Here is a 23,911-nt window from a genome sequence, read left to right as displayed (position 1 = left end):
ATTTAAAAATTTTAATTAAAAGCATTATCAAAGTCCCTAGAAGGATTATTTGGTAATGCTTTTATAAATTTATTTTTGTTCAACATATAGATAGTTCAAGTCGGAGGATTACATGGTAGTAAATAAAATGGAAAAAAGTTTGGCTGACTTCGCTAAACCAGTCAATCAACAGTTGGATCAATATAAAGTTCAACAAATTGAATCAGTTCTCGAGTTGTTGGATGAAGGGAATACCGTACCATTTATTGCACGTTATCGAAAAGAACGGACGGGTACATTAGACGAAGTAGCAATTCGAAATATAGAAGATGAAGCACATAGATTGATGAAGTTGGATCAACGTCGCAATGATGTAATTAATTTGATCAAAGAACAAGGTAAACTAACCCCTGAATTAAAGAATAAACTTGAACAGGCAACTGTATTGCAACAAGTGGAAGATTTGTATCTACCATACAAGCAAAAGAAACAAACAAAAGCTGGTATTGCACGTAAAGCTGGACTGGGACCATTAGCAAATTGGCTATTAAGTTTTCCAAATGAGAACTTGGATAATAAAGCCAGTTCTTTTATAGACCTCGACAAGAATCTGCCTGATATAGAATCTGTATGGGCTGGAGTTCATGAGATTTTAGCTGAGCAATTTGGTGAGGAAGCAAGTTTTCGTGAATGGATAAGAAAGTATACTTGGAAAAATGGTGAATTAACGAGTAAATTGAAGCGTGGCGCCGAAGAAAAAGATGATGGACAAACTTATGAAACGTATTATGATTTTCAACAATCGTTAAAAAAAATCCCGCCATACCGAATCCTAGCTATCAACCGTGGCGAGCGTGAGAAGATATTGACTGTTGGTATTTCTGTTGATACTGATGCAATTTTGAATTTTGGATATTCAAGAATAGTCAGGCATAAGCAAGGTCCTGCAGTTGAAAAAATAACTGATGCTTTTTCTGATGCATACAAGCGCTTTTTAGGACCAGCTATAGAAAGAGAGATTCGTCGAGGATTATCTGATCAAGCAAATGAACATGCAATTAAAATTTTTGGAAATAATTTGTATCATCTTTTAATGATGTCTCCCTTGAAGGGAAAAATTGTCATGGGCTTTGATCCGGCATATCGCACAGGGTGTAAGTTAGCAATCATAGATGCTAACGGACGTTTTTTGACAAAGAAAGTAATTTATCCTCACAAACCGGCAAGTTTAGAAAAGCGAAATGCTGCTAGTGAGGAGTTTAAAAAATTATTAGAAGATTATCAAGTTGAGATGATCGCCATTGGTAATGGTACTGCTAGTCGGGAATCAGAAGAGTTTGTTAGTGGGATTTTAAAAACTTTAAAACGACCAGTTTACTATGTCATTGTTAATGAAGCGGGAGCATCAGTTTATTCTGCTAGTGAGAATGCTCGCAATGAGTTTGCAGATCTACATGTTGAAGAACGTTCAGCAATTAGTATCGGTCGCAGGTTACAGGATCCTTTGGCAGAATTAATCAAAGTTGATCCTAAGTCAATTGGTGTAGGACAATATCAACATGATGTACCTGAAAAAGACTTGGATGAACAGTTGGATCGGGTAGTAGAAACTGCTGTTAACCAAGTTGGAGTGAATGTTAATACCGCAAGTCCCGAATTGTTGACTCATATTTCCGGACTAACGTCTAGTACGGCGAATAATATTGTTAAGTTTCGAAACGAAAATGGCACTTTTGAGAATCTAAAGTCTTTAAAGCTTGTTCCCAGATTGGGACCTAAAGCCTATCAGCAATCAGTCGGATTTTTAAGAATTATATCTGGTAGTGATCCATTGGATAATACTGATATTCATCCCGAAAGCTATACAGTTACACGAAAATTATTGGCTGAAATTGGCCTTTCCACTGATATGATTGGTACCGATGAAATACATCAAAGTTTAATGAAATTGAATAAACATGAGTGGTCTCAAAAGTTGGGTATTGGAGAGGAAACCTTGGCAGATATTATTGATGGGCTAAGTAAGCCAGGACGTGATCTTCGTGATAGTATGCCGGCGCCGTTATTAAGGCAAGATGTACTAAGTATATCTGATCTTAAACCGGGGATGGAGCTTCAAGGAACAATTCGAAACGTAATTGATTTCGGTGCTTTTGTTGATATTGGAGTAAAACAAGATGGATTGGTACATATCTCGCAAATGGCGGATCGATATGTCAGTGATCCAAGTACAATGGTTACAATTGGTGATATTGTGACTGTTTGGGTATTGAGCGTTGATGAAAATCGCAATCGTATACAATTGACAATGCGTAAAGATCATCGTAATGGTTAAGTTAAAGTATGTTCGAAATAAATATGGCCGAAAACCTATTCTGGTTTTCGACCATATTTATTTTGACATCGTAGTTTTTTAATTTAGTCAGCTGACTTAAAAATACCCTTTGTTAAATAGCCACTCCAGGTCCACCCAGATACTTTTTTATCACTTGAAGTTACATAGTAATATGTACGAGAATGGTTTTTATCAACTTTAACAGACATCTTTTTGGTTGCATACCAAGAAGTGCGATATTTATCCAATGTTGTTTTCTTTGTTAGTTTGACGGTTGGTTTATCTGCCATAAATAGAGCTGAATAAATGTTACCAGTTGAGTCTTTTGAATGGTATGCGGTTTTAGCTATCTTTTTAACTGGTCCATTGCCAGTATATGTATGTGTTTCAGCTTTTTGTGAGCTTGTTGCAGCTAAGACGTTTGTGGTGTTGTTTGATAGTGGTAGTGCTGTAAGTGGTAAAGAAAGGATTACAAGTCCTAGTATTAATTTTTTCATGTTCTTCATGAAAAATTCCTCCATAAGATAATATGTAAAATATAGCCAATATAGACTTGAGAGTATTTAATCACAATGTCATGTATTAATACTAATAATATGCACAAAAAGACCGTCACAAAGTTTATTCATGACGGTCCTCGTTATATTGCAAATTTAATTATTTAAAATATTCTTTTAATCCTGTTGTTACAGCTTGTGCAACTTGAGATTTATACGAATTTGACTTTATGTATCCATAGTCAGAAGTGGAGTTAATATAACCTAATTCAATTAGAATGGACGGTTGACTGTTATAGTGCAATACATACAAATCTTTTTGCTTTGTGCCACGATTATTAATAGCTAATTTTTCTAGTTGATTATTAATATCCGTAGCCAAATTACCATCTTTGTTTTTATTGTAGTAATAAGTTGTTACACCAGTACCAGAGTCTTGTTCGCCCGAGGAATCAAAATGAAGGCTTATATATGCGTCGGCTTCGATCTTACTTGATAATCTTGCTCGTTCACCTAAGGTCTTCGTATCATCTCCAGAACGTGTTAGAACAACTCTTGCACCTGTTCGTTCAAGATCGGCTTTTATAGCTTTTGCGTAGGTGAGAGTAAAGTTCTTTTCGTAGGTCTTCTTCTTGGACTCGGCTCCAACATCGTTTCCACCATGTCCGGGGTCGATTACGATAGTTGCTTCAGAGATATTAGTTGCTGCAGATTTAATGGCACTCTTAGTTCCAGAAATTGTAACTACCCAACTGGCAACGTAACCAACTGAACCATCATCATCTCTTACTTTGTACCATTTTCCACTTTTACTTAAATAATCGAATTTTTTACCAACATTGACTGTTTTAATAACACGACTATTGCTATCGGGTTCAATACGCAGTTTGGTGTTTGATTGTGTTACGGTTACTTTCTTAATATCACTATCATCAGATTTAGATTCGTTGCTTGAACCAGAAGTTTCATTTGTACCTTGAATGAATTGACTCTTTACCCATCCGGCAGTTCCCTTATAGAGTATTTGTGACCATTCTTGTTCTTGATACATAACTGTGACTTTTTGTGATTGTTCAATTGTACCAAGAACATCACTATTAGCGCTATCGTTTTTAAAAACCGTTGTATTTGGAACTTTTATAATACCAACTTTATTAGTTGCAGAACTTACTTCTGTGTTGTCAATTAACCAACTGGCAACCCAGCCAATTCGATCTCCAGAGAGACGAACTTGATACCATTTATTTTTTTCAGCTAATATAGCTAACTTGTCGCCTTTTTTTACTTGACCCATGTTGGAGTAGGAGAGCCCTGGTCCAACACGCACGTTGACTGAATCAGATTCGACAACAATTGCATTTGCATTCGCCAAAGCTACTGTCGACCAACTTGATAAGGCAATTAAAAAAACAATGGCAACAAATAACTTGTTTTTAATTAAAAAAGTAATTATCTTTTTCATTTAAAGGATTCCTTTGTTGTCGCTATAATGATTATCATATATGTATATCTTACTGAAAAAAAGTGCAACTTAAAAGGCAGAAAGTGAAAAATTCACAGAAAATTGACATTTTTGAGTGATTTTAGTCGTTAAATCAATTTATTATTTATAATAATGTGTCATATGTATTAATTAATGATTTGCATACATGATTAAAAGCTTTTTTAGGGTGTCTTTTACTTTTCAGTAAATAAGCGATTGAACACTTTCTAAGGCTTATTTTATATCATTTAATCTCCAGTGGTTAATGTCTGGCCTGTTGGATAAGAAAGCGATGATATAAAAAAAGAGCCCTTAAGGCTCTTCGCTAAATTTATTGTGTCATCCCTAGTTTCTAGGAATTAAAAGCTATTTGATGTCAGTATTAAATTTTTTTAAACTGCTTAGGCACATTGATCCACCTATGATGGAAAGTATTCCACCAATCCATCCCAACATTGGAATTAATGAAATGGCACCACCAACTATTAAAAGGATATTAGGTGAATTTTGTATTCTTGAGTCATTTTTATAATAAACGAGTCCATAAATACCTAGCACTAAAACTGCTATTTTTACGATGTATAATACAGCAACAGAAAAAACAGTAAATGCACCCATACTTGCATAGTCAGATTCACTTGCTGTAACAGCTGCTGCACCCATCATTATAGGGATGAATGATCCGAATAACATAAAAATACCGCCAGCTAGTCCGACTATACCATTGGCTAAAGCTAACTTTTTAGATTTCATCAATATTTCCCCCCGTGTATATATATAATCACAGCTTTTTAAGTCTTCAGGTTTGGACAATGTATTATTTATCTGCATATACTTTGAAGCCAAATATAGATGTTCTAGCAATATTTGATCCACTTTGTGTTTTTACTAAAAAGGCTGGAGATTCTTTTAAGCCGTTTGCGTTAGCAAACAGTTCGTTTCTATCAAATAATGGCTGAACATATGCTTTCATTGCATTTTTCTTTAAGTATGCGACTGCATCAGGCACAACGAATGTAGCTTCATTATCTGAAAGGGTAAAGCTTACATCAGGATACTTATTGGATAAATATTCATTCATGTCGTCTGTATATCCTTGTTTTGCGTCTGATTGAGAACTTTTATTTTTATTTGCATGTGGTGTCGAATTACTTGTTGAAGTATCACTAGAGTCTGTATTTTCAGACTTTTGAGTTTCTTTTTTTGCTTCAGATTTCTTAGTAGGTTTTACATAATTAGGATTTTTTACTGTAATGTCATTACCGAGTGATTGAAGAAGCCCTGGTATCTTGGCATATACGGTATAATCTTTTTCTTTTTTATCTCCAGCACCTGGTAGTGTGAGATTCCATTTTCCGTTACTGTCAGCATGCATAGTTTTAACAGTATTCATGTCATCATTTTCTACTTTTATTTTTGCATTTTTATTTGAGGTTCCATAAATATTTACTTGATTGTTTGAATCTTGCTTTATCTCCAAGTCTCCAACTTCATCTTCATTTTTTAAATGAATTTTTGTATAGGCAGAATCCGGAATATCGCTGACTGAAAATTTGGTGACTTTTGATGAATGATATTTATTTTTTGCCACTAGTTTATAATCCATTGAATCTTCAAGGTGATTGAAATGAAAGTTTCCATTTTTGTCCGATACAGTATTTTTTTTGATTGGATCTATATCAGAGACTTCTTTCAAATAAACTCTAGTATTTGGAGTGGTTTTACCGTGTAGATTTGCTGTTCTATTGGTTCCAGTTATATTAAGCTTATTACTTGGTAAGTTAATAGTTGGTACTGGTGTTGCTAAAACAATTGTGGTGTGAATTATTTCATATGCTGAAACTGGTATGACAAGTACAGCAACCACGATTGCTATTAATAACATTTTAGGTAATTTGTTTTTGGCGGTTCTACTTTTGAATCCCTTAACCAAAAAGTAGATTACTGCGGCAATAATCAAAATTAAAATTGAAATTAATAATATCTTAAAAAACATACTTTCCCCCTAGATATAAAATTGAATCCATTATAAATACACCATGTTACATACTAACTCATAATTATATTCTATGAATTAATATGAGTGAAATTTTTATTTTTTATTATAAATTAATTATTTTTTGCTTGAAGGAAATGTTGAAATCACTTTCAAATAGTAATGCGCTTGACATTTGTATCAGTTTTGACTAACTTATAACTATATTCGAATCAAATTAAAAATTGCTCTACAGAGAACCTGGAATGCTGAGATCAGGTAAGTAATTCATTTGAGTGACGTATTATCAATCGTGTGGCAGGCGTTAACTGTAGCAAATTATTAGGTGGTACCGTGCAAATGCACCCTTTGTCTTATTTAGGCAGGGGTGTATTTTTTTATATGTGCGATGCATCGTGAAGGAGGATTTTATGCGCTATCAAAAACCAAAGGGTACAGCGGATATTTTACCCGGAGAATCAGAAAAGTGGCAATATGTAGAATCAGTTGCCCAAAACGTTTTTAGTCGTTACCGTTTTTCAGAAATTAGAACACCAATTTTTGAATCATACGAGGTCTTTGAACGTTCATCAGGTGATACATCTGATATTGTTTCTAAAGAAATGTATGACTTTAAAGATAAGGGTGACAGACACATTGCTCTTCGTCCTGAAGGTACGGCTGGGGTTGTTCGTGCGTACATTGAAAATAAATTGTACGGTCCAGAACATCAACATCCTTATAAGGTCTGGTATAAGGGACCTATGTTCAGATATGAACGTCCACAATCAGGACGTCAACGTCAATTCCATCAAATAGGACTTGAAGCTTTTGGATCAGATTCTCCAGAATTAGATGTAGAAGTAATTTCTGTTGGATTAAACTTTTTAAATGAATTGGGAGTTAATAATCTTAAGGTAGCCATTAATACTTTGGGAGATCCTGAATCACGTGAGAATTACCACAAGGCTTTGGTTGATTATTTTACGCCATTCAAAGATCAGCTGAGTGATGATTCTAAGGTTCGCCTTGAAAAGAATCCATTGAGAATTCTTGATAGTAAAGATGATAATGACAAAAAGCTTGTTGCTAATGCTCCTTCAATTTTGGACTACTTAAATGATGCATCAAAAGAAAGATTTGAGTATTTAAAATCATTATTAGATGATCTTGATATTAATTATGTAGTTGATCCAACTATGGTTCGTGGTCTTGACTACTATAATCACACTATTTTTGAATTTATGGTTACAGATCCAGCCTTTAACAACAAGGAAATAACTGTTCTTGCCGGTGGTCGCTACAATGGATTGGTTGAGGAACTTGGCGGCAAGCCTGAACCAGGAATCGGCTTTGGTTTAGGGATGGAACGTTTGATGTTGTTGCTTAAGGATGAAGATATTCATGTCGAGAATAACTTAGATGTTTATCTAGTTACAATTGGTGAAAAAGCTGAACGTGCTTCTGTCAAAATATTGTCTAATTTACGTCGTGCAGGTTTCTCTGCCGACAAGGATTATTTGCAACGAAAGATAAAGGCACAATTTAAGACAGCAGATCATTTGAATGCTAAGTACACTGTAACAATTGGTGATACTGAATTAGAGAATGACACAGCCAATGTTAAGAATATGTCTACAGGTGATCAAGTTAGTGTATCGTTAGAAAATTTAGCAGAAGAATTAAAAAAGATAGAGGGATAGGCAATATGCAAGAAAGAACAGATTATTGTGGCAATATTACTGAAGAATATGTTGGTAAAAAAGTTTCTTTAGATGGTTGGGTACAAAAACGTCGTGATCTTGGTGGATTGATCTTCATTGATCTAAGAGATTACAAGGGATTCGTACAACTAGTATTTAATACTGATCACAAAGAGGCATTAGAAACAGCTGAATCATTACGATCAGAATATGTTATTAATGTAATCGGTACTGTTAGATTACGTGACGAGAGTGCAATCAATGAAAATATTCCAACAGGTAAAGTAGAAGTTGTCGTTGAAACTGTTGAATTATTAAACAAATCAGTTACACCACCATTTGAAATCGTTGATGATGTTGATGCTTCTGAAGAAACTAAGTTAAAGTATCGTTATCTTGATCTTCGCAGACCTGAAATGCAAAAAGCAATTCGTACACGTGCTCAAATCAAGCATTCAGTTCATGAATATTTATATGATAATGGATTCATTGATATTGAAACACCAAATTTAACACCTTCGACTCCAGAAGGAGCTCGTGACTACCTTGTACCTTCACGTGTATATCCTGGACATTTCTTCGCCTTACCACAATCACCACAACTGTTTAAGCAATTGTTGATGGTCGGTGGGTTTGATCGTTATTATCAATTAGCACATTGTTTCCGTGATGAGGATCTTCGTGGTGATCGTCAACCAGAGTTTACTCAGATTGATTTGGAAATGAGCTTTATGTCTGCTGAAGAGATTCAAACAGTTACAGAAGGACTTATCGCTCGTGTTATGAAAGATGAAAAGGGTATTGATGTAAAATTACCATTCCCAAGAATTGATTGGGACGATGCTATGGCTCGTTATGGTTCTGACAAACCTGATATTCGTTTTGGTATGGAACTACAAGACTTGAATGATGTGTTTAAAGACACTGAATTCAAAGTATTCAAGGGTACTATCGATAACGGTGGTCAAGTTAAGGCAATCGTTGTTAAGAATAATGCTGATAAATATTCAAGAAAGAATATTGAAGAGTATCAGGAATATATCAAGCGTTTTGGTGCCAAGGGTCTTGCATGGCTTAAGTACAATGATGATAAGATTACTGGACCAGTTGCTAAGTTTATTACTGAACAACACGATGCGTTGGTAGAACGCTTAGGCCTTGAAAATAATGACTTGGTATTGTTCGTTGCTGACAAGAAAAAGGTTGTTGCTGATGCATTAGGTTATTTGCGTGTTGATATTGCTAAGAATTTGCACCTTTATGACCCTAATGAATTTGCATTCACATGGGTTGTTAACTGGCCATTATTTGAATATGACGAAGGTATTCAACGTTGGACTGCTGCTCACCATCCATTTACTATGCCTAATGAAGAGGATGTTCATTACTTAGATGAAGATCCACATAAGGCATATGCACAAAGTTATGATATTGTTCTTAATGGTTACGAGCTTGGTGGTGGATCAATTCGTATTCACGATTACAAGATTCAGGAAAAGATGCTCAAAGCTTTGGAATTCACTAAAGAAAAAGCTTATGAACAATTTGGCTTCTTATTAGATGCCTTGCAATACGGTTGCCCACCACATGGTGGTTTGGCTATTGGTTTGGATAGATTTGCTATGCTATTAGCTGGTAAGGACAATATTCGTGACGTTATTGCATTCCCTAAGAATTCTAATGCCACGGAACCAATGACGCATGCACCTAGAGAAGTTGCTGATAATCAATTAGTTGATCTAGGCATCGAAGTTTCAAAAAAAGATAATAAATAGAATCATATGTTAAATTAACAATAAATTAGAAGAGTCACAGAACTTACTTTCTGTGGCGCTTTTTTTACTAATTTAATTTTAATATTCATGAGCAGTTTGCTAGAAATGGTCAATAAGTTGCGTATACTTATAAGCATATGCTATGACTGGAGTGATTTAATTGGAGAAGGAATATAAGAAGAATCTTGAGGGTCTAACTGATGAACAATTGGATGTAACTCAAAATTGTGGAACGGAAATGCCGTTTACAGGTAAGTATGATGATTTTTATAAGAAGGGTATCTATGTCGATATTGCTAGTGGAGAACCTTTATTTTCATCAACACATAAGTTTGATGCAGGTTGTGGTTGGCCATCATTCAGTCAACCAATTGCACAACTGAATGAAAGTACCGACTTAAGAACAGGCCATGAACGTACTGAAGTCACGAGTAAAGATGCTGGATCTCATCTGGGACATGTTTTTAATGATGGTCCTAAAGAACTTGGTGGATTGAGATACTGTATTAATTCCGCTGCATTGAAGTTCATTCCATATGAAGAAATGGATGACAAAGGATATTCAGATTTTAAAAAATATGTTGAAGAAGGAGATAAATAATGAACGAAAAGAAAGCTGTATTTGCTGGAGGTTGTTTTTGGTGCATGGTTAAGCCATTTGATGAACAACCCGGAATTATTAAAGTAGTATCAGGATTTACAGGTGGTCATGTTCCTAATCCAACATATGAACAAGTCTGTACAGGAACGACTGGTCATACTGAGGCAGTTGAGATTACTTATGATGCAGATAAAGTTACATATAGACAACTTGTAGAGATTTATTGGCAAGTTACTGATCCAACTGATGCCGGAGGTCAGTTCCAAGATCGTGGCGACAACTACCGACCAGTGATATATTATTCCGATAAATCTGAAAAGAATACTGCTGAAGAATCCAAAAAAGCTTTAGCTGACGCGGAAAAATTTGATGATCCAATTGTGACTGAAATTCTTCCAGTCCAACCATTTTATCCAGCTGATGAATATCATCAAGAATTTTATAAGAAGAATCCGGCTCGCTATGAATTGGAAGAAAGTGGTGGAAGAGCAGATTTCATTGAAAAACATTGGAAATAGGCTGAAATAATATCGATTTGTGCTAATATTGTTAGGGTAAATTCGATATTAGGAGTAATTTTAAATGGATGAAATAGATAAGCTGATTGAAAGACATCAGAACTTATCCAAAATGTCAGTTGCGTTTCTATACTCAATTGCTGTATCGATCGCGGTTAATATGTTTTGGACACCAGGAGGTATTTATGGTTCAGGTGTAACTGGTGCTGCCCAGTTAATTTCCACTATTACTGAGCGCTGGTTTCCATTTCACATTTCTACCGCTGTGATGTATTTTGCATTTAATGCGCCATTGTTTGTTTTGGCATGGAGAAAAATTGATCACAATTTTACGGTGTTTACAGTTATCGCTGTAGCGTTTGCTTCACTCATGATGCACTTTTTTCCTACTGCTAAAATTACCGCAGATCCTTTAGTCTGTGCTATTTTTGGTGCTGTCGCTAATGGATTTGGTACGGGGATGGCATTACGCAACGGTATATCAACAGGTGGTATTGATATTGTTGGAATTATTTTACGCAAAAAAACTGGTAAAAGTGTGGGAACAATTAATATTATGTTTAATTTGTTCATCATTGCTTGTGCGGGCTTCTTGTTCGGATGGGTGCATGCTTTATATAGTGCAATAAGTATTTTTATAAATGGTCAAGTAATAGATATGATTTATAACAAAGATCAAAAACTTCAGGTTATGATAGTTACTTCAAAACCGAAGTATGTTATAAAAGAAATCCAAAGCGAGATGCGTCGTGGTATCACAATTGTGCATGATGCTGAAGGTGCATTTAAACATGAAGAAAAGACAATCTTATTTACAGTTATTTCTCGTGCTGAATTGCATGATCTAGAGACGGCTATGTCAATGTCAGATCCACATGCCTTTGTTAGTGTCACGGATACTGTTAAGATATTAGGTAGGTTCTATCAAAAACACATCTATTAAAAAAGAGAGGGCTATTTCAATGATAATTGGATCACATGTCGCAATGAAGGCACCTAGTATGTTGGCTGGTTCAGCTAAAGAGGCCCACAGTTATGGTGCAAATGCTATGATGATTTTTACGGGTGCTCCGCAAAATACTCGTCGTAAAGATATTTCAGAAATGAATATTCCTGAAGGTAAAAGATTACTTAAGTTGTACGGCATAGATCATGTAATTGGTCATGCGCCATATATTGTTAATTTAGGTAATACAGTTAAACCGGAGAAGTTACCTTTTGGAATTTCATTTATGCATGATGAGTTTGAACGTGCTGATGCGTTGGGTATTGAAGCAATAAGTTTCCACCCCGGTGCACATCTAAAGCAAGGTCCTGAAAAAGCACTTTTACAAATAGCTCAGTCATTGGATAAAGCTATTTTACCTGATCAAAAAGTTAGTGTAGCTATCGAGACTATGGCAGGTAAAGGTACAGAAGTAGGAATTAATTTTGAACAAATAGCATATATATTTGATCATTGTCAGAATAATGATAAATTGTCCGTAACAATGGATACTTGTCACATGAACGATGCTGGTTATGATGTTAAAGATGATTTTGATGGTGTATTGAATGAATTTGATCATGTTGTTGGTTTAGATAGATTATCAGTTATTCATTTGAATGATTCCAAAAATGAACGTGGTTCGCACAAAGATCGTCACGATGATATTGGATTCGGTACTATAGGATTCGATGCTTTGAATTACGTTGCTCATCATCCACAGTTGGAAGATATTCCAAAAATTATGGAAACTCCTTATGTAAAGCGCGATGAGAATGATAAGAAGGGCATCGCACCTTTTAAGGCTGAAATTGATATGTTGCGTGAACAAAAGTTTGATCCAGAAATGAAGAATAAATTAATAAAAGGCTAATCCGTGAGGATTAACCTTTTTTGTATCCATTAATTTGTAATTTTTCCATTATTAGTGCTGCGGTCTCTTCAATCGAACGGTCGGCTGTATTAATTACAGGGCAACCTAGTTTTTCATAAATGTCATTCGAATAATCTAATTCTTTTTGAATTTCTCCTTCTTCAGAATAAGTTGTATCAGGATTTAATCCATAGGCAATCATTCTTTGACGACGAATCTTTAATAGAACATTCATATCATTTGTAAGTCCAACTATCTTGGATTTGTCCACTTGCCAAAGTTCGTCAGGAACTTTAGTTTTGGGAACAATAGGTAAGTTGGCAACTTTGATATTTCGATTTGCAAGATATAGTGACAAAGGCGTCTTAGAAGTTCTAGAAATACCTAATAGAACTAGGTCGGCTTCTAGTAAACCTTTAGGATTTTGACCGTCATCATTAGAAACGGTGAATTCCATTGCTGAAATCATGTCAAAGTATTCGTCATCTAAGTTATGAATAATTCCCTTTTTACGCAGTGGTTCTTGATGAGTCATCTGAGAGAATGTACCTATGATAGGATTTAGAATATCATAATAAGTAAGCTTATTTTTTTGGCAAAATCCATTGATAATATCACAGAGTTCTTTTGACACGATTGTGTGCAAAACAATGGCCTTTTTTTCCTTTGCAAGTTCCAATATCTCAGTTAAGTGCTTATCGTTTTTTACAAATGGATATTTTGTGTACTCAGTTTCTATATTTGGAAACTGTGCAAAAGCAGCGTTAGCCACACGTACAGCAGTCTCTCCAGCTGAATCTGATAGAACAAAAACGTCAATTTTTTGGGTCATATAAACTCCTCCTAAAAAAAACATAGAAAAATGTTTGAAGATTGAACTCTTTTTGTTATAATAACATATGAGCTGTGAAAGAAATAGAGCAGTTACGTTCAAAGCGGAAGGAGGGATATCATATGTCAAAAACTGTTGTTCATGAAAATGAGTCGCTCGATGATGCTCTTCGTCGTTTTAAACGTTCTGTTTCAAAAAGTGGTACACTTCAAGAATATAGAAAACGCGAGTTCTACGAAAAGCCAAGTGTTAAGAAAAAGTTAAAATCAGAGGCCGCTCGTAAGCGTAACAAGAAACGTCGTTAATAAGATTAAGGTTAAAACATTTTATGTTTTAACCTTTTTTTTACGAAAAATTTACATTCGTGTGCTATCATTCAAGTAATAATAGGAGGATGTGTATTTATTGGCAGAAAATAAAGAGCAATTTAAAAAAAGCATTCATATTAAAAATCCACAAGATGCAGTCAGTCTATTCGGTATTAACGATAGCAACCTTAAGTTAATTGAAGAAGGGATGGATATTAAAATTCACGCCTTTGGAGAGGAACTCGATATTACTGGTGAAGAGGATAATGTTAACAAAGCTTATTCACTAGTAGTCAAATTAATAAGATTAATTGAGAGTGGTATTGGACTAGGTTCAGCTGACATTGTCAGCGGTATGAAGATGGCTGAACGCGGAACACTGGATTATTTTGAAGATTTGTACAAGACTGAATTGATCAAAGACTTTAGCGGAAAACCTGTTAGGGTTAGAAACTTTGGTCAAAGACAGTACATTAACGCCATTAATCACAATGATATTACCTTTGGTATAGGACCAGCAGGTACAGGTAAAACATACTTGGCTGTTGTAATGGCTGTAGCCGCTTTGAAGAAGGGAACTGTTAAACGTATTGTTTTAACAAGGCCTGCGGTTGAAGCTGGAGAAAGCTTAGGTTTCTTACCTGGAGATTTAAAGGAAAAGGTTGATCCATATTTACGCCCCATCTATGATGCATTGTATGCAATTATAGGGGCAGATCATACTGGGCGATTGCTTGAACGTGGTGTAATAGAAATTGCGCCATTGGCCTATATGAGAGGACGTACGTTAGATGAATCGTTTGTTATTCTAGACGAGGCTCAAAATACTACTAGAGAACAAATGAAGATGTTTCTAACCCGTTTAGGATTTGATTCAAAAATGATAGTAAACGGTGATATATCACAAATTGACCTTCCACGTAATGCACGGAGTGGTTTGGTTCAAGCACAAAAGATTCTAAAGAATTTGCCACACATTCAATTCGTAGACTTTACTTCAGCCGATGTTGTAAGACATCCGGTAGTTGCTGAAATAATCGATGCTTATGATGACTCTGACAAAATTGAAAAGTAATGGGGATTAAGATGGATTTAGAAATTTATAATGATGATAATTTAATTGATCAAACACGTGAGGATTGGGTCAACGATATTGTGAGTTTTACTTTTGATAAGTTAGAATTGAAAGATAATACACAATTATCGATTCATTTCGTAACTAAAGACAAGATTCACGAAATAAATAAAGAGTATCGTGATACTGACCGTGCAACGGATGTAATTAGTTTTGCAATCAATGATGGTGAAGATTCACTTGATTATTTGGAAGAACAAATTCCTGATTTACCACTTGATTTAGGCGATTTGTTCATTAGTGTAGAAATAGTTGATGAACATGCTAAGGATTATGAGCATTCATTTGACCGTGAACTAGGATATACTATTGTTCATGGGATTTTACATCTTAACGGTTATGATCATATTAAGCCAGAGGATGAAAAAGTCATGATTGGTTTGCAAGAACAAATCCTCAGCGCTTATGGTTTAAAAAAATAGTATTTTAAAATAGGAGACTGAGCTAGTGGAAATTAATGAACAAGAATTATTTGATGTAGCATTTAAAGCTATGGAACATGCATATGCACCGTACTCTAACTACACAGTCGGTGCGTCAATACTTTGTGATGATGGGAAAGTGTATTCTGGTGGTAACATCGAGAATGCTTCATATGGATTAACTAATTGTGCCGAACGTACAGCAATATTTAAAGCTGTATCTGAAGGAGCAAAAGAAGTTAGAGCCATTGCCATTGTTAATGGGACTTATGAAATGTCGAAACCTTGTGGCGCTTGTCGTCAGGTAATGAGTGAATTTATGAAAGCAGATGCACCTGTATTTTTAGCTAACAATACTAATCAATATAAAGAATTTAAGTTCAAAGAAATTTTGCCACTGGCATTCAGTGATAAGGATATGGATTAATTATGGATAACAAAAACTTTCGTTCAGGATTTGTTGCAATTGTAGGACGTCCTAATGTTGGAAAATCAACATTTATGAACCGTATTATCAAGGAACAAATTGCAATTACATCACCTAAAGCTCAAACAACTAGAAATAAGATTCAAGGTATCTACACTGATGATGAACGCCAAATCATTTTTCTAGATACACCTGGTATTCATAAACCACACAATGGTTTGGATCAATATATGGATAAGGCAGCAATTTCTGCATTGAAAGAAGTTGATGCTGTATTGTTCATGACCGAGGCTGGCCAAAGTGCTGGACCTGGAGACAAGTTTATTATTGATGAATTGAAGAATGTCAAAGCACCAGTATTCTTGATTCTTAATAAAATTGACTTAATTAATCCAGATGAAATGGCACCACAGATCAGTGAATATTCAGAATTGATGGACTTTGCTGAAGTAATTCCAATTAGTGCCACTAATGGTAATAATATTGAGGAAATGTTTGATGCATTGACTAAAGCATTGCCAAATGGACCTCAATATTATGATGATGATCAAATTACTGATCATCCGGAATATTTTATTGTTGGTGAATTAATTCGTGAGAAGATTCTTGAAGATACACGTGATGAAATTCCTCATTCAGTTGCTGTTATAGTTGAATCAATGAATCAACGTAATGATGCCGGCAAACTTCAAGTTGAGGCAAGTATTTACGTTGAGCGTGAAAGCCAAAAGCCAATTATTATTGGTAGAGGTGGCAGCATGTTGAAGAATATTGGTATTGGTGCTCGTATTAAGATTGAGCATTTACTTGGTGAGAAGATAAATCTAAAACTTTGGGTAAGAGTTAAAAAGAATTGGCGTGATGATCCATTATTCTTAAGTCAAGCAGGCTATTCGGTAAAGGATATTAAATAGTTGTCTCACAATGAAGTGACAAATTTCTTCGGTATTGTTGTCAGACGACAACGATATAAAGAGCGTGATGCACTAGTTACTATTCTTACCAAAGAGTACGGGTTCAAAACGTTTTTAGTCCGTGGAACTCAAGGCTCTAAGTCTAAGATTTCTGGATCAGTTATCACATTTTCTTATGGTAACTATACTGGTGTTATTAAGGATGAAGGATTGTCGTATCTAAATTCCGCTAGTGACGTTAAACAATTTGATGAAATAATTAAGGATATAGAATTAAATGCGTATGCTACTTTTCTGTTTGATTTATTTCATAATGCATTTATCGACGATCCCTTACCAGATGAATGGTATCGTGGTTTGTTTAAAGCATTATTGTACATTGAGAATGGATTTGACGCTCAAATTGTAGTTAATATCATGCAGATGCACCTGTTACAAGTATTTGGAGTTGCTCCGAATATGGATTCGTGTGTTGTCGGTGGCGAGACTGAAGGTCGATTTGATTTTTCAGTTGTTCTTGGTGGAATAATTTGTTCTAAACACTTTGACTCTGATATTCATCGTTTACATATTTCTGAACGAATAGTTTATTTCTTGCGTTTGTTTACAAAAATTAATCTTGATCAAATTGGTAAAATTGAAATTAAAGATAACAATAAGGATATGATTCAACATGCAATCGACTCAATATATGAGGGTTCAGTTGGATATTATCCAAAAAGTAAAAAATTTATTGATGATATGAAGACGTGGCATATTTAGCAGTTACTAGGCAATTGACAATAATTTTATAGTTGCTATAATTGACTTTATGAAAACAGCGAAGTGGGATAGTGAAAGCCACTATAGATTTAATGGTGAACAACAATTTAATTTTTTGAATAAAAGAGCAGGACTAAAGTCCTGAATTAGGGTGGAACCGCGAAATCATTCGTCCCTTGCTAGGTGGATAAACTATACCTTGCAAGGGACTTTTTGTGTTTACCCGAAGGGAGACAATATGACGAAAAAATTGAATGTACAAAATATGATTTTGACACTTCAGAAGTTTTGGGGTGACAAGGGCTGCATGCTTATGCAAGCTTATGATACTGAAAAGGGTGCTGGGACTATGAGTCCATACACATTCTTACGTGCAATCGGACCTGAACCATGGAATGCAGCATATGTTGAACCATCAAGACGTCCAGCTGATGGTCGTTATGGTGAAAACCCTAATCGTTTGTATCAACATCATCAATTCCAAGTTGTAATGAAACCAGCACCTGAGGATATACAAGAGTATTATTTGGATTCATTACGTGCTTTGGGTATTGAACCTTTGGAACATGATATTCGTTTCGTTGAAGATAACTGGGAAAATCCATCAATGGGTTGTGCCGGTGTTGGTTGGGAAGTTTGGCTTGATGGTATGGAAGTTTCTCAATTTACATATTTCCAACAAGTTGGTGGACTTGCATGCAAACCAGTAACTAGTGAAATCACATACGGTGTTGAACGTTTGGCTTCATACATCCAAGATGTTAATTCAGTTTATGATCTTGAATGGGGTGATGGAGTACTTTATGGAGATATTTTCAAAGAGCCAGAGTATGAACATTCAAAATATTCATTTGAAGAAAGTAATCAAGATATGTTATTCAAATTCTTTGATGAATACGAAAAGGAAGCTAATCGCTTAATGGATTTGGGACTAGTTCACCCAGCTTATGATTATATTTTGAAATGTAGCCACACATTTAATTTGTTAGATGCTCGTGGAGCTGTTTCAGTTACTGAAAGAGCTGCCTTTTTGTCACGAATTAGAAAAATGGCCCATAAAGTTGCTAAGGCGTTCGTTGAAGAACGTAAGAAACGTGGATTCCCACTTTTGGCAAACAGTGATGCAGTAAAGGAGAACGAAAATGACTAAAAATTATCTACTAGAAATCGGTTTGGAAGAAATGCCGGCTCATGTTGTTACTAATAGTGTGAACCAATTAGCTCAAAAGACAGCTAAGTTTTTAAAGGATAATCGTATTTCTTTCTCTACTATTGAAAAGTATTCAACTCCTAGACGTCTCGCCTTGATTATTAAAGACATTGCTGAAAAGCAAACTGATATTGATGTTAAGGCAAAAGGACCATCAAAAAAAATTGCTCAAGATGCTGATGGTAATTGGACAAAAGCTGCTCAAGGATTTGCACGTGGACAAGGGATGTCACCTGATGACATTTTCTTCGAAGACTTAAAGGGTACAGAATATGCTTATATTCAAAAGCATGAAGATGGTAAAAAGGTTGAAGATGTTTTAACTGATATTACTGACGTTGTAAAATCACTTACATTCCCAACAAGAATGCACTGGGCCTCATATGATTTTGAATATATTCGTCCTATTCATTGGATAGTTTCATTGTTGAACAATGAAGAAGTTCCATTGCAAATTTTGGATATTAAGTCAGGACGTATGACTCGCGGACATCGATTCTTAGGTGAAGATGTTGAAATCGATGATGCAATGAATTATGTTGAAAAATTAAGATCACAATTTGTTATTGTTGATGCTAAGGAACGTAAGGATTTAATAGCTAATCAAATTCAAACGATTGCCGAAGATAATAACTGGGTAATTGATGTTGATCCTGATTTGTTAGAAGAAGTTAATAACTTAGTTGAATATCCAACGACATTCTACGGCTCATTTGATAAGAAGTACTTAGAGATTCCTGAAGAAGTATTGATCACATCAATGAAAGATAACCAAAGATATTTCTATGTAAGAAATCATGAAGGTAAGTTAGAGCCTTACTTTATTGGTGTTAGAAATGGTAATTCTGAACATATTGAGAATGTTATCCAAGGTAATGAGAAGGTTCTTGTTGCTAGATTGGAAGATGCCGATTTCTTCTATAAAGAAGATCAAAAGAAATCTATTGCTGATTACGTAAACAAATTGAAGACAGTTAATTTCCACGTTAAGATCGGTACTATGTACGAAAAGATGGAACGTGTACATCAAATAGCTGAGCACTTATCTAAGCTATTTGGTCTTTCAGATACTGAAACTAAAGATGTTTTACGTGCAAGTGATATTTACAAATTTGATCTTGTTACAAGTATGGTTGATGAATTCCCAGAATTACAAGGTGTAATGGGAGAAAAATATGCCAGCTTGATGGGTGAAGACGATGCAGTTGCTGCCGCCGTTAAGGAGCACTATATGCCAATCTCTGCTGAAGGTGACTTGCCAGCTTCAAAAGTTGGAGCAACATTAGCCATTGCAGATAAGATTGATTCACTTATTACATTTTATGCAGTTGATTTGATTCCTAGTGGATCAAACGATCCATATGCATTGCGTCGTCAAGCATATGGTATTGTAAGAATTCTTGATAAGTATCAATGGTCATTGAACTTGAATGATTTGCAAGCATATTTGAAGTCCAACTTAACAGTTCCTGCTAAACTAGACTTATCAGCTCATATTAAGGATATTGATCAATTTATGGTTGACCGTGTACGTCAACTACTTGGAACAACTGAAGTTAGAAATGACATTGTTGATGCGGTTACTGCGGGTTCTGTAATTGATCCAATTATGATGATTGATACAGCCAAAGTACTACAAGCACACGTATCAGATGATGATTTCAAGTCTGTTATTGAGGCACTTGGACGTGTTGTTAACCTATCTAAAAAAGCTAAATTTGGTTACAGTGATGATCTCAAACTAGATGAATCATTGTTTGAAAATCCATCAGAATCAACATTGGATAATCAAGTGCAAGCTATAATTAAATCAAATGAATCAGATGCTGAAGCATTGTATGGTGAGTTGGCTTCATTGAAACCAGCTATCGATGATTACTTTGATGAAAATATGATTATGGCCAAAGATGAAAAAATTAAAAATAACCGTCTTACTCAATTAGTAATTGCAAACCATTTAATTGCAAAATTAGGAGATTTGTCTAAAATTGTAGTTAAGTAATCGAAATATTTGTAATTGCGGTAACAATATGTTAAATTATAGTTCACTGTTTTTACAGGTATATTTGAGGAGGTGACGCCAATGGCAACTCGGATTCCACAGGAATTTATTGATGAAGTTACCTCAAAAACTAATATTGTAGATGTAATTAGTAAGTATGTTCAACTGAAAAAATCAGGTAAAAACCTATTTGGATTGTGTCCTTTTCATGAAGAGAGGACACCATCTTTTTCAGTAGCGGAAGATAAGCAAATCTTCCATTGTTTTAGTTGCGGTCGTGGTGGGAATGTCTTCAAGTTTATTATGGAAATGGAAAGCAAAACTTTTCCTGAATCTGTAATAGAAGTTGCGCAAATGGGAAACATTCCTATACCTGATCAATATCAGAACAGTAATGAAAACTATCAAAACTCTGACAGTCAAGTTTTGATAAAGATGTATTCAGAAGCAGCTAAGTTATATAGTCATATTCTTTTAAAAACTGAAAATGGTACACCAGCACTAAAATATTTAAACGGACGTGACCTTAATAATAGTTTAATTGAAACCTTTAATTTAGGTTATGCCCCCAATAATTCTAATTTATTGCTTCAGTTCTTCAAAGATCGTAAAATTGATGATTCAACTCTTCGAAAATCGGGATTGTTTGCTGAAAATCAGGAAGGCAAATTATTCGATCGATTTAGAGATCGTGTAATGGTTCCTATAACTGATGAAGCGGGTAATATTATTGCTTTTTCTGGAAGAGTTTTGAATAAGTCAGAGGGTACTGCTAAGTATATGAACAGCCCTGAGACACCTATCTTTAATAAAAGTAAGGCTTTGTTTAACTTAAGCAATGCTAAGAAAACTATCCGTGATAACAAGAATGTAATTTTGTTTGAAGGATTTATGGATGTTATTAGTGCATACAAAGCCGGTGTTACCAATGGTGTTGCTTCAATGGGAACCAGTTTGACAGATCAGCAGCTCTATACTTTAAGTCGTTTAACTAATCAGATTAATATCTGTTACGATGGAGATAATCCTGGTGTAGAGGCAACTTATCGAGCTATCACACAATTAAATGATGATCGTTTTTCATATGGTGTTATTAGTGTTCCTAATCAAAAGGATCCCGACGAATATATTCGTAGTGAAGGTGCGGACAAGTTTAAAAGTTTAGTTGAAAATGGTGTACAGACACCAATGTCATTTCTTTTAAATTATTTTCGTAGAAACTACAATCTCAACAACGATCATGATCAAATTGAATTTCTTAATCGTTCATTAAATGAAATTGTTAAGCTACAATCACCTGTTGAGGTTGATATGTACGTTGGGAAAATTGCTGATGAAATGGACGTTTCTAAAGAGGCCATTAATAAAGAATTAGACACTTTGCGCAGAAAAATGGCAATTAAGCGGCCGGCTAATAATAATAAAAATGTTCAGCAAGGTGCATTAGAAAAAGTAACATCCACGGTTCGTTCAAATTTTGATCGAATTGAGAAGTCCGAGCGTTGTTTAATTTATTGGGCAATCAATTTCCCTGAAGTTAGAATTCATTTGAAGGGAAATGGTTTTGAGTTTGTCCATGCTAATTATCAAAATCTCTTTAATTCGTTACTTTCGTATTCTGAACAAGAGCAAAGTAATGAGGAAGAGATAAACATTTCTGATTTTATGAACATTCTTGATAATGATCAAAAGAATCTTTTAGCCGAATTGGAGATGATGCCCATGCCCGCCGAATATAGTGATCAAGAGATTGATGATTATATCAATAACATTAATAACTCAAGTCTAGAGGTTAAGGTTTCAGATATTAATCGTCAGTTGAAAGAGGCAGCAATGGTAGGTGACAGTAAGTTACAATTGGAACTGACAAAACAATTGATTGATGTTAGAAGATTGTTAAGTAACTAAAGCATACTGGAGGAAAATACATGGCAACTAAAAAAACAACAGTATCAAAAGAATTAAAGAATGCTACAAAGAAACTTGTTAAGGATCTTAAGAAAACAGGTTCAATTACCGAAGATGATTTGCAAGAAAAAATCATAAAACCTTACGGTCTAGAAGGTGAAGCTCTAACAAACTTCATCAGCGAGTTAGAAGATCAAGGTATCGGTGTTGTTGATGATAAGGGTAATCCAAGTAAACTTTCTCTTTTGAAGGAAAAACACGAGGAAGAAAAGGATCCTAAGAAGAAAAATGATACTTCTGCTCCAACTGATATCAAAGTTAATGATCCTGTACGTATGTACTTGAAGGAAATTGGCCGTGTTCCATTGCTTAATGCTCAACAAGAGGTTGATCTTGCCTTGAAAATTGAACAAGGTGACGAAGAGGCCAAACAACGTTTAGCTGAAGCTAACCTTCGTTTAGTTGTTTCTATTGCTAAGAGGTACGTCGGTCGTGGTATGCAATTTCTTGATTTAATTCAAGAAGGTAATATGGGTCTGATGAAGGCTGTTGAGAAGTTTGATTATCGTCTAGGATTTAAGTTTTCAACTTATGCAACATGGTGGATCAGACAGGCTATTACGCGTGCTATCGCTGATCAAGCCCGTACTATTCGTATCCCTGTACATATGGTTGAAACAATTAATAAGTTGATCCGTATTCAACGTCAATTACTTCAAGATCTTGGTCGTGAGCCATTGCCAGAAGAAATTGGTGCTGAAATGGATATGCCTACCGGTAAGGTTCGTGATATCTTGAAGATTGCTCAAGAGCCAGTTTCCTTGGAAACACCTATTGGAGAAGAGGACGATTCTCATCTTGGTGATTTCATTGAAGATTCTGATGCTACAAGTCCTGAAGATCATGCATCCTACGAATTACTAAAAGAACAACTTGAAAATGTTTTGGATACCTTAACTGACCGTGAAGAAAACGTACTTCGTTTACGTTTTGGTCTAGATGATGGTAGAACTAGAACTTTGGAAGAAGTAGGTAAAGTATTTGGCGTTACACGTGAACGTATTCGTCAAATTGAAGCCAAAGCTTTGAGAAAGTTACGTCATCCATCAAGATCCAAACAATTGAAGGATTTCTTGGAGTAAAAAAATAATTATTAATATTATGAGAACAGCAGATAAAAATGCTGTTCTTTTTATTATGCCTTTAGGCCCAGTTGAGTGCGCATAAGCGTGCGAAACAAAAAACCACCCGCTATGCGGGTGGGCA

General features: G+C 35.1%; 22 protein-coding genes. 17 read left to right on the top strand and 5 right to left on the bottom strand.

The genetic code is table 11. The annotated features are described in order from the left end of the window. The first annotated feature begins 112 nt into the window (after positions 1-112). On the top strand, positions 113-2,314 hold the full coding sequence (locus tag EKM79_RS05975) for a Tex family protein (protein ID WP_246005639.1): 2,202 nt from the start codon (positions 113-115) through the stop codon (positions 2,312-2,314). Between the two features lie 83 nt (positions 2,315-2,397). Here EKM79_RS05975 and EKM79_RS05970 read toward each other — a convergent pair whose 3' ends face one another. The 4 genes from EKM79_RS05970 to EKM79_RS05955 form a co-directional block, all read right to left on the bottom strand. Further along, positions 2,398-2,820, bottom strand: a complete 423-nt coding sequence (locus EKM79_RS05970) for a hypothetical protein (protein ID WP_125566889.1) — start codon at positions 2,818-2,820, stop codon at positions 2,398-2,400. Between the two features lie 151 nt (positions 2,821-2,971). Beyond that, the gene (locus EKM79_RS05965; protein ID WP_125566887.1) at positions 2,972-4,273 is read right to left on the bottom strand and encodes an N-acetylmuramoyl-L-alanine amidase family protein; all 1,302 of its coding nucleotides are present in this window, start codon (positions 4,271-4,273) and stop codon (positions 2,972-2,974) included. A 387-nt stretch (positions 4,274-4,660) separates the two neighbouring features. Further along, on the bottom strand, positions 4,661-5,047 hold the full coding sequence (locus EKM79_RS05960) for a hypothetical protein (RefSeq protein ID WP_125566885.1): 387 nt from the start codon (positions 5,045-5,047) through the stop codon (positions 4,661-4,663). Between the two features lie 64 nt (positions 5,048-5,111). After that, entirely contained in the window at positions 5,112-6,290 is a 1,179-nt protein-coding gene (locus tag EKM79_RS05955; protein ID WP_125566883.1) for a hypothetical protein, read from the bottom strand. A gap of 410 nt (positions 6,291-6,700) precedes the next feature. On the opposite strand from EKM79_RS05955, the gene hisS reads away from it, so the two are divergent. The 6 genes from hisS (at position 6,701) to EKM79_RS05925 (ending at position 12,725) form a co-directional block, all read left to right on the top strand. Next, a complete protein-coding gene (hisS, locus tag EKM79_RS05950; protein ID WP_125566881.1) occupies positions 6,701-7,972 on the top strand; it encodes a histidine--tRNA ligase in 1,272 nt (423 codons plus the stop codon). Positions 7,973-7,977: 5 nt separating this feature from the next. Then, complete coding sequence (gene aspS, locus EKM79_RS05945) at positions 7,978-9,747, top strand: aspartate--tRNA ligase (protein WP_125566879.1); 1,770 nt, start codon at positions 7,978-7,980, stop codon at positions 9,745-9,747. Between the two features lie 160 nt (positions 9,748-9,907). Further along, entirely contained in the window at positions 9,908-10,348 is a 441-nt protein-coding gene (gene msrB, locus EKM79_RS05940; RefSeq protein ID WP_125566877.1) for a peptide-methionine (R)-S-oxide reductase MsrB, read from the top strand. After that, positions 10,348-10,866, top strand: coding sequence for a peptide-methionine (S)-S-oxide reductase MsrA (msrA, locus tag EKM79_RS05935; RefSeq protein ID WP_125566875.1), 519 nt, complete (start codon positions 10,348-10,350; stop codon positions 10,864-10,866). The genes msrB and msrA overlap by 1 nt, the downstream gene beginning before the upstream one ends. Positions 10,867-10,930: 64 nt before the next feature. Then, the gene (locus EKM79_RS05930; protein ID WP_125566873.1) at positions 10,931-11,809 is read left to right on the top strand and encodes a YitT family protein; all 879 of its coding nucleotides are present in this window, start codon (positions 10,931-10,933) and stop codon (positions 11,807-11,809) included. A gap of 19 nt (positions 11,810-11,828) precedes the next feature. Then, on the top strand, positions 11,829-12,725 hold the full coding sequence (locus tag EKM79_RS05925) for a deoxyribonuclease IV (RefSeq protein ID WP_125566871.1): 897 nt from the start codon (positions 11,829-11,831) through the stop codon (positions 12,723-12,725). 10 nt (positions 12,726-12,735) lie between these two features. On the opposite strand, the gene EKM79_RS05920 is transcribed toward EKM79_RS05925, so the two are convergent. Further along, positions 12,736-13,557, bottom strand: coding sequence for a pyruvate, water dikinase regulatory protein (locus tag EKM79_RS05920; RefSeq protein ID WP_125566869.1), 822 nt, complete (start codon positions 13,555-13,557; stop codon positions 12,736-12,738). 122 nt (positions 13,558-13,679) lie between these two features. On the opposite strand from EKM79_RS05920, the gene rpsU reads away from it, so the two are divergent. The 10 genes from rpsU (at position 13,680) to rpoD (ending at position 23,787) form a co-directional block, all read left to right on the top strand. Continuing rightward, a complete protein-coding gene (gene rpsU / locus EKM79_RS05915; protein ID WP_025024478.1) occupies positions 13,680-13,862 on the top strand; it encodes a 30S ribosomal protein S21 in 183 nt (60 codons plus the stop codon). Positions 13,863-13,962: 100 nt separating this feature from the next. Continuing rightward, a complete protein-coding gene (locus EKM79_RS05910; protein WP_125566868.1) occupies positions 13,963-14,940 on the top strand; it encodes a PhoH family protein in 978 nt (325 codons plus the stop codon). Positions 14,941-14,951: 11 nt separating this feature from the next. Then, entirely contained in the window at positions 14,952-15,422 is a 471-nt protein-coding gene (ybeY, locus tag EKM79_RS05905) for an rRNA maturation RNase YbeY (RefSeq protein ID WP_125566866.1), read from the top strand. A 25-nt stretch (positions 15,423-15,447) separates the two neighbouring features. Further along, on the top strand, positions 15,448-15,849 hold the full coding sequence (locus EKM79_RS05900; RefSeq protein WP_125566864.1) for a cytidine deaminase: 402 nt from the start codon (positions 15,448-15,450) through the stop codon (positions 15,847-15,849). Between the two features lie 2 nt (positions 15,850-15,851). Beyond that, the gene (era, locus tag EKM79_RS05895; protein WP_125566862.1) at positions 15,852-16,763 is read left to right on the top strand and encodes a GTPase Era; all 912 of its coding nucleotides are present in this window, start codon (positions 15,852-15,854) and stop codon (positions 16,761-16,763) included. Between the two features lie 15 nt (positions 16,764-16,778). Further along, positions 16,779-17,525 (top strand): DNA repair protein RecO, encoded by a 747-nt coding sequence (recO, locus tag EKM79_RS05890; RefSeq protein ID WP_125566966.1) that lies wholly within the window; start codon positions 16,779-16,781, stop codon positions 17,523-17,525. A gap of 238 nt (positions 17,526-17,763) precedes the next feature. Beyond that, entirely contained in the window at positions 17,764-18,675 is a 912-nt protein-coding gene (glyQ, locus tag EKM79_RS05885) for a glycine--tRNA ligase subunit alpha (RefSeq protein ID WP_125566860.1), read from the top strand. Next, on the top strand, positions 18,668-20,737 hold the full coding sequence (glyS, locus tag EKM79_RS05880) for a glycine--tRNA ligase subunit beta (RefSeq protein ID WP_125566858.1): 2,070 nt from the start codon (positions 18,668-18,670) through the stop codon (positions 20,735-20,737). Before glyQ ends, glyS begins: the two co-directional genes overlap by 8 nt. Before the next feature lie 81 nt (positions 20,738-20,818). Continuing rightward, positions 20,819-22,645 carry a DNA primase gene (gene dnaG, locus EKM79_RS05875; protein ID WP_125566856.1) on the top strand — a complete coding sequence of 609 codons (1,827 nt, stop codon included), beginning with the start codon at positions 20,819-20,821 and terminating at the stop codon, positions 22,643-22,645. 20 nt (positions 22,646-22,665) lie between these two features. Beyond that, positions 22,666-23,787 carry an RNA polymerase sigma factor RpoD gene (gene rpoD / locus EKM79_RS05870; RefSeq protein ID WP_125566854.1) on the top strand — a complete coding sequence of 374 codons (1,122 nt, stop codon included), beginning with the start codon at positions 22,666-22,668 and terminating at the stop codon, positions 23,785-23,787. The last annotated feature ends 124 nt before the right edge of the window (positions 23,788-23,911 follow it).

Origin of the sequence: Companilactobacillus insicii (assembly GCF_003946015.1) — a bacterium.
Classification (GTDB): Bacteria; Bacillota; Bacilli; order Lactobacillales; family Lactobacillaceae; genus Companilactobacillus; species Companilactobacillus insicii.
Note: the sequence above shows the minus strand (reverse complement) of the source record. Positions and strands in the feature narration are given on the sequence as shown.